5 protein-coding genes are annotated in these 5859 nt (G+C 74.5%); 4 read left to right on the forward strand and 1 reads right to left on the reverse strand.

Annotation, left to right across the window (positions count from 1 at the left end):
* The first annotated feature begins 29 nt into the window (after window positions 1–29).
* Genes DQW06_RS13830 through DQW06_RS13845 form a run of 4 tightly spaced genes read left to right on the forward strand, consistent with a single transcriptional unit; the run spans window position 30 to window position 4802 of the window.
* Window positions 30–1052, forward strand: a complete 1023-nt coding sequence (locus tag DQW06_RS13830; RefSeq protein WP_013152959.1) for an ABC transporter ATP-binding protein — start codon at window positions 30–32, stop codon at window positions 1050–1052.
* Window positions 1049–2110: an ABC transporter substrate-binding protein gene (locus DQW06_RS13835; RefSeq protein WP_117198587.1), complete on the forward strand. Its 1062-nt coding sequence runs from the start codon at window positions 1049–1051 to the stop codon at window positions 2108–2110. Before DQW06_RS13830 ends, DQW06_RS13835 begins: the two co-directional genes overlap by 4 nt.
* Window positions 2107–3072: a nucleoside hydrolase gene (locus DQW06_RS13840; protein WP_013152961.1), complete on the forward strand. Its 966-nt coding sequence runs from the start codon at window positions 2107–2109 to the stop codon at window positions 3070–3072. The genes DQW06_RS13835 and DQW06_RS13840 overlap by 4 nt, the downstream gene beginning before the upstream one ends.
* A gap of 35 nt (window positions 3073–3107) precedes the next feature.
* Window positions 3108–4802, forward strand: a complete 1695-nt coding sequence (locus DQW06_RS13845) for an adenine deaminase C-terminal domain-containing protein (RefSeq protein WP_013152962.1) — start codon at window positions 3108–3110, stop codon at window positions 4800–4802.
* Between the two features lie 326 nt (window positions 4803–5128).
* Here DQW06_RS13845 and DQW06_RS13850 read toward each other — a convergent pair whose 3' ends face one another.
* Complete coding sequence (locus DQW06_RS13850) at window positions 5129–5773, reverse strand: TetR/AcrR family transcriptional regulator (protein ID WP_071622035.1); 645 nt, start codon at window positions 5771–5773, stop codon at window positions 5129–5131.
* Between the last annotated feature and the right edge of the window lie 86 nt (window positions 5774–5859).

The following is a 5859-nucleotide window of genomic DNA, read 5'->3' on the forward strand; positions in this document are numbered from 1 at the left end:
AGGACGGGGTATCCACGCCCAACAAACAGATGACACCCGTCGTCGAACTCGACCGCGTCACCCACCGCTTCGGCGGACGCAAGGGCAAGGACGGCCCCGCCGCCGTCGCCGACCTGGACCTGGCCGTGCAGCGCGGCAGGTTCACCACGCTGCTGGGCCCCAGCGGCTGCGGCAAGACCACCACCCTGCGCATGATCGCCGGGTTCCTCCAGCCCACCTCCGGCAGGATCCTGCTGGAGGGGGAGGACGCCACCCGCACCCCGCCGGAGAAGCGCAACATCGGCATGGTCTTCCAGTCCTACGCGCTCTTCCCGCACATGACCCTGCGCGACAACGTCGGCTACGGGCTGCGCACCCGCAGGATCGCCGCCCAGGAGGTGGCCAGGCGCGCGGGTGAGGCGCTGGACCTGGTGGGCCTGGCGCACCTGGCCGACCGCAAGCCCGCCGAGCTGTCCGGCGGCCAGCAGCAGCGGGTGGCCCTGGCCCGCGCCGTGGCCATCCGACCCTCGGTGCTGCTGCTGGACGAGCCGCTGTCCAACCTCGACGCCCAGCTGCGCGTGCAGATGCGCCGCGAACTGCTGCGGGTCCAGCGCGAGACCGGGCTGACCGCCGTCCTGGTCACCCACGACCAGGACGAGGCGCTGGAGCTGTCCGACACCATGGTCATCCTCAACGAGGGGCGCCTGGAGCAGCAGGGCGCGCCCCGGGAGGTCTTCCCCGCGCCCGCCAACCGCTTCGTCGCCGAGTTCCTGGGCTACGACAACTTCCCGCGGGTGCCCGGGCACGGAGCCGTCACCATCCGGCCCGAACACGTGCGCCTGCTGCCCGCCGGAACCCGCGAGGGCGAGGGCGAGACCGGCCTGGGCGGCACCGTCGGCGAGGTCACCTTCCAGGGCAGCAACTGCCTGGTCGAGGCCCGCATCGACGGCGTGGAGGGGCCCGGGTCGGTCCTGCGCTCCCTGCACCCGGCCGACGACCTGCGTCCCGGCGACCCCGTGCGTATCGCCCTGCCCCACCGCCACCTGGTGGAACTCGCCGAGGAGACCGGATGAGCCGCACCGCACGCCCGCGCCGCATGCTCGCCGCGCTCGCCGGGACGGCGGCGCTGGCCCTGGTGAGCGCCTCGTGCGCACCGGTGCGCGAGGACGACCCCGACACGCTGGTGGTGAGCACCTTCGCCTTCGCCACCGAGGAGTTCACCGAGGTGGTGGCCGACCCCTTCGAGGCCGAGACCGGGATCCGGGTGGTCCTGGACACCGGCAACAACGCCGGGCGGCTCACCAAGCTCAGGATCAACGCCGAGACGCCCGACACCGACGTCGTGCTCATCTCCGACTACTACGCCCAGATCGGCAAGGACATGGGGCTGTTCGCCCCCGTCGACCCCGCCGAGGTGCCCAACCTCGACGCCATCCAGCCCTGGGCGGTGGACCCGGACGGGTACGGCCCCGCCTACACCTTCCAGCTCCTGGGCCTGCTCTACCGCACCGACCTCGTCGAGGAGGCCCCCGACTCCTGGGACGACCTGTGGGCCGAGCCCGAGGGAGGGTACGTGCTGCCCGACATCTCGGTCTCGGCCGGTCCGATGTTCGTCCTGGCCGCGGGCGAACACTTCGGCTCGGGTCCCTCCGACCCCGACGCCGGCTTCGAGGCGATGGGCCGGATCGGCGCGGACGCGCTCCAGTTCTACACCGGCTCCACCGAGCTCACCAGCCTGCTCGAACGCGGTGAGATCGCCATGGCGCCCGGCCTGGACAACTTCGCCATGGGCTCGGTGGAGGCCGGGCAGCCGATCGGCTTCGCCGCGCCCGAACAGGGCCGGGTGATGACCGCCAACACCGTCCAGGTGGTCGACGGGGCGCCCAACGAGGCCGGTGCACTGGCCTTCGTCGACTTCCTGCTGCGCCCCGAGATCCAGGAGGGGATGGCCGAGGCCCTCTACGACAAGCCCGTGGCGCTGGAGGCCGACCCCACCCCGCTCATGGAGCGGGTGTCGGGACAGGCCGCCTCCTCCCCGTCCGACAGCGGCTACCACCAGGGCGACCTGGCCCTCATCGCGCAGGAGCGCTCCACCTGGCTGGACCGCTTCACCGAGGAGGTGGCGCGGTGAGCGTGCCCATCGTGATCGACTGCGACCCCGGCGTCGACGACGCCCTGGCCCTGCTGCTCGCGCTGGCCTCCCCGGAGCTGGAGGTGCGGGGGGTGACCACGGTGGCCGGGAACGCCTCCCTCGCCGACGTGGACCGCAACGCCGCGCACGTGCTGGACCTGGCCGCGGCCCCGGCCGACCTGCCGCTGGTGTCGGGGCTGGCCGGGCCGATCTCGCGGACCGCGCGCCTGCGCGACGAGCCCATGCACGGGGCCGGCGGCCTGGGCGGGCTGGTCCCCGCCTCGCCGCCCCGGGCGTTCGGTCCCGGCCACGCGGTCGACTGGCTGGCGGAGCAGGCCCTGCGCTCGCCGGGGGAGCTGACCCTGGTGGCGATCGGCCCGCTGTCCAACGTGGCCGCCCTGCTCGCCCGCCACCCGCAGGCCGGACCGGCGCTGCGCGAGATCGTCGTCATGGGCGGCGCCGCCTTCGCCCAGGGCAACATCACCCCGGCCGCGGAGTTCAACTTCCACGCCGACCCCGAGGCCGCCCGCTACGTCCTGGAGTCGGGCCTGCCGGTGCGGATCGTGGGCCTGGACGTCACCCGCGCCGCCCTGTACCCGCTGCGCGAGGCCGAGGAGCTGGCGGCGCTGCCCGGCACCGCCGGGATCGCCGGAGCACTGCTGCGCGACTACGCCCTGCGCTACCTGGACCGCTTCGGCGTCGCCGCCGTGCCGGTGCACGACGCGCTGGCGGTGGCCGCCGTCGCCCATCCCGGACTGCTGGGCTGGGAGGAGGGCACCGCCTCGGTGGAGTGCGCCGGAGAACTCACCCGCGGCGCCCTCGTGGCCGACCTGCGCACCCCCGGCCGCGCACGGCACGTGCGCGTGGCCCGCACCGTGGACGCCGACGGGTTCGCCGCCCGCCTCACCGAGGGCATCGCCAGCTACGCCGCAGAACCGAACGACAGCGCGCGGACGCCGTGAACCGCGACCGCGCACCGGAAGGGGAACCGACTCCGATGCTCACCGCAGACCTGCTCATCCGCGGCGGAGACGTCGTCTCCGTCCACACCGGCCAGGTGTGGCGGGCCGACGTCGCCGTGGTCGGCGACGCGATCCGCGCGGTGCTGCCGCCGGGCACCCCCGTCGAGGCCCGCGAGACCGTCGACGCCGACGGGCTCGTGGTCGCGCCCGGGTACGTGGACGCGCACATGCACATCGAGAGCTCCCTGCTGGCCCCGGCCGAGTTCGCCCGGGTCACGCTCGCGCGCGGCACCACGACCGTGCTCGCCGACGCCCACGAGATCGTCAACGTCGCCGGGCGCGAGGGGCAGGCGTGGATGATCGGGCAGGGCGAGGCCACCGGGCAGACCATGCGCTGGGCGGTCCCCTCGTGCGTGCCCGCGCTCGACGGGTTCGAGACGGCCGGGGCCCGCCTGGACGCCGACGACGTCGCCGAGATGCTGGACTGGGAGGGGGTCACCACCCTCGGCGAGGTGATGGACTACCGCGCGGTGGTCTCCGGCGACCCCAGGATGGGCGCCATCATCGCCGCGGCCCGCAGCCGGGGCGTGCGCCTGGACGGGCACTGCCCCAACCTGTCCGGCGCCGAGCTGGGCGAGTACCTGTGGGCCGGGATCGACTCCGACCACTGCAAGAACACCGCCGAGGTGGCGGTGGAGAAGGCCCGCCTGGGCATGCTGCTGATGCTCCAGGAGAAGTGCCTGACCCCCGAGGTCGTGCGGGCCCTGCTGGACCTGCCGCACCTGCCCGACTTCTGCCTGGTCACCGACGACATCGTCGTGGACGCCATCGTGAGCACCGGTCACCTGGACCGGGTGGGGGCGGTGGCCCTCGAACGCGGACTGCCCCCGCTGGCGGTGCTGCGGGCGCTCACGCTCCAGCCCGCGCGCAGGCTCGGCCTCGACGACCGGGGGACCGTCACCCCGGGCAAGCGCGCCGACCTGGTCCTGCTGCGCTCGCTCACCGAGCTGACCCCCGTGGTCGCGATCGCCGGCGGCACGGTCGTGGGCCGCGACGGCGCCCCGCTCACCGGACCCGGGCCCGCGCCGGAGCACCCGTTCGGCGGCACGGTGCGCATCGGCGCGCCCGACGCGCGGGCGGCCCGCTGGCGGGTGGACCTGCCCGACGGCGACCACGCCTTCCGGGCGCTGCGGGTGAACCCGGTGGACACCTACACCGAGCCGGACGAGGTCGTGCTGCCCGTGCGCGGGGGAGTGGTGCACTGGCAGGGCAGGACCGCGGTGGTGGCGGTCTTCGAGCGCCACACCGGGGCGGGCGGGGTGGCGTTCGCGCCGGTCACCGGGCAGGAACTGGGCGCGGGGGCCTTCGCCACCACCTACGCCCACGACAGCCACAACCTCACGGTCGTGGCCACGAGCGAGGACGCGCTGCGCGAGGCCGCCGCGCGGGTGGTGTCCTGGGGCGGGGGCATGCGCCTGGTCCGCGAGGGCGGCGCGGGCGCCGGGATCGCCCTGCCCATCGGCGGGGTCATGTCGGAGAGGCCCGCCGACGAGGTCGCCCGGGCCACCCGGGAGCTGCGCGCGGAGCTGGCGGCGTGGGGCTGGGACAACCGCAACGCCTTCATGAGCCTGTCCACGCTGACCCTGGCGGTGTCCCCGAGCGTGAAGATCACCGACCGGGGCCTGGTGCGCGTGGTCGAGCGCGCCTGGGAACCGGCGACGGTGGGCTGACCCGTTGCGCAGGGCGGAGCCGCGTACCTTCCCCGGGTGCGCGGCTCCTCGTGCGACCGCGGCTCCGCCACCGCGGCGGGAGCCGAACCGGTCCGGCGGACCCGTCCGCCGAGGCTGTACCCGAGCTGACGGAAAATAAATCTACGCCGTATAGGTGGGCTTTCCGGTAACAACGAACCCCGGACAGACCAGACACTGACAGACCACCGGTCACAATCAGCTCCGCCCGGAGAAACCCGCGCCGGGCCGCTGTCCTCGTCCGGGGCGCGATGGAGCCCCGGGTCGTGGCGGGAGCCCGTCGTCCCCCTGGGCGGGCCGCCCCGCCCTCAGTCGGTGCGGGTGTCCAGGACCTCCCGGTGGCCCAGGGCGCGCAGCAGGTAGGGCAGGAGCCGGTCGGCGATGCCGTGGCCGGGGGAGGCGCCGGGCGCGGGCGGCACCAGGAACGTGTGGCTGACCATCGGGCCGATCACCATCTCCGCCACCACCAGGGGATCCTCCACCGGCGGGATCTCCCCGCGCGCGACGGCGCGTTCCACCACCGCCAGCACCCGTTCCTGGAGCGGCACCACGAAGTCGCCGAAGAGCGCGTCGGCGAGCGCCTGGTTGTGCGCGGCCTCGCCCAGCACCGCGCGCAGCAGCCTCCCGGAGGCCCCCTCCAGGGCCGCGGCCTTGTCGTGCAGGAGCCGGGACAGGTCCGAGCGCAGCGCGCCGGTGTCGAGGTCGGGCCCCAGGTTCTCCGCCCAGTCCCGGGCGGCTCCCAGCACCAGGTCCTCCTTGGAGCGCCAGCGCCGGTAGAGGGTGGCGGTGGAGACGCCGGCCCGCCGGGCGACGGCGGCCGTGGTCAGGCCGCCGTACCCGTGCAGTTCGAGCTCGGCGAGGGTGGCGTCCATCAGCGCGCGGTCCCGGGACGCGTCGCGCGGTCGGCCCCGGTGGGGGGCGCGCGAGGCGTCGGGCAGATGGTCGGTGGTCATGCCCGAATCCTATGTGAGCGAGGCCTAGGGAAACGAAAGCGTTTCGTTTAGTATCGCTCCATGACCGACACCCAAGGCGCCCCCGC

This window comes from Nocardiopsis sp. TNDT3 (assembly GCF_003427465.1).
GTDB lineage: Bacteria > Actinomycetota > Actinomycetes > Streptosporangiales > Streptosporangiaceae > Nocardiopsis > Nocardiopsis dassonvillei.

Excerpts from the sequence above, each read along its gene's own strand:
- DQW06_RS13830 (WP_013152959.1), top strand. The coding sequence starts at position 30 with ATGACACCCGTCGTCGAACTCGACCGCGTCACCCACCGCTTCGGCGGA.
- DQW06_RS13835 (WP_117198587.1), top strand. The coding sequence starts at position 1,049 with ATGAGCCGCACCGCACGCCCGCGCCGCATGCTCGCCGCGCTCGCCGGG.
- DQW06_RS13845 (WP_013152962.1), top strand. The coding sequence starts at position 3,108 with ATGCTCACCGCAGACCTGCTCATCCGCGGCGGAGACGTCGTCTCCGTC.
- DQW06_RS13850 (WP_071622035.1), bottom strand. The coding sequence starts at position 5,773 with ATGACCACCGACCATCTGCCCGACGCCTCGCGCGCCCCCCACCGGGGC.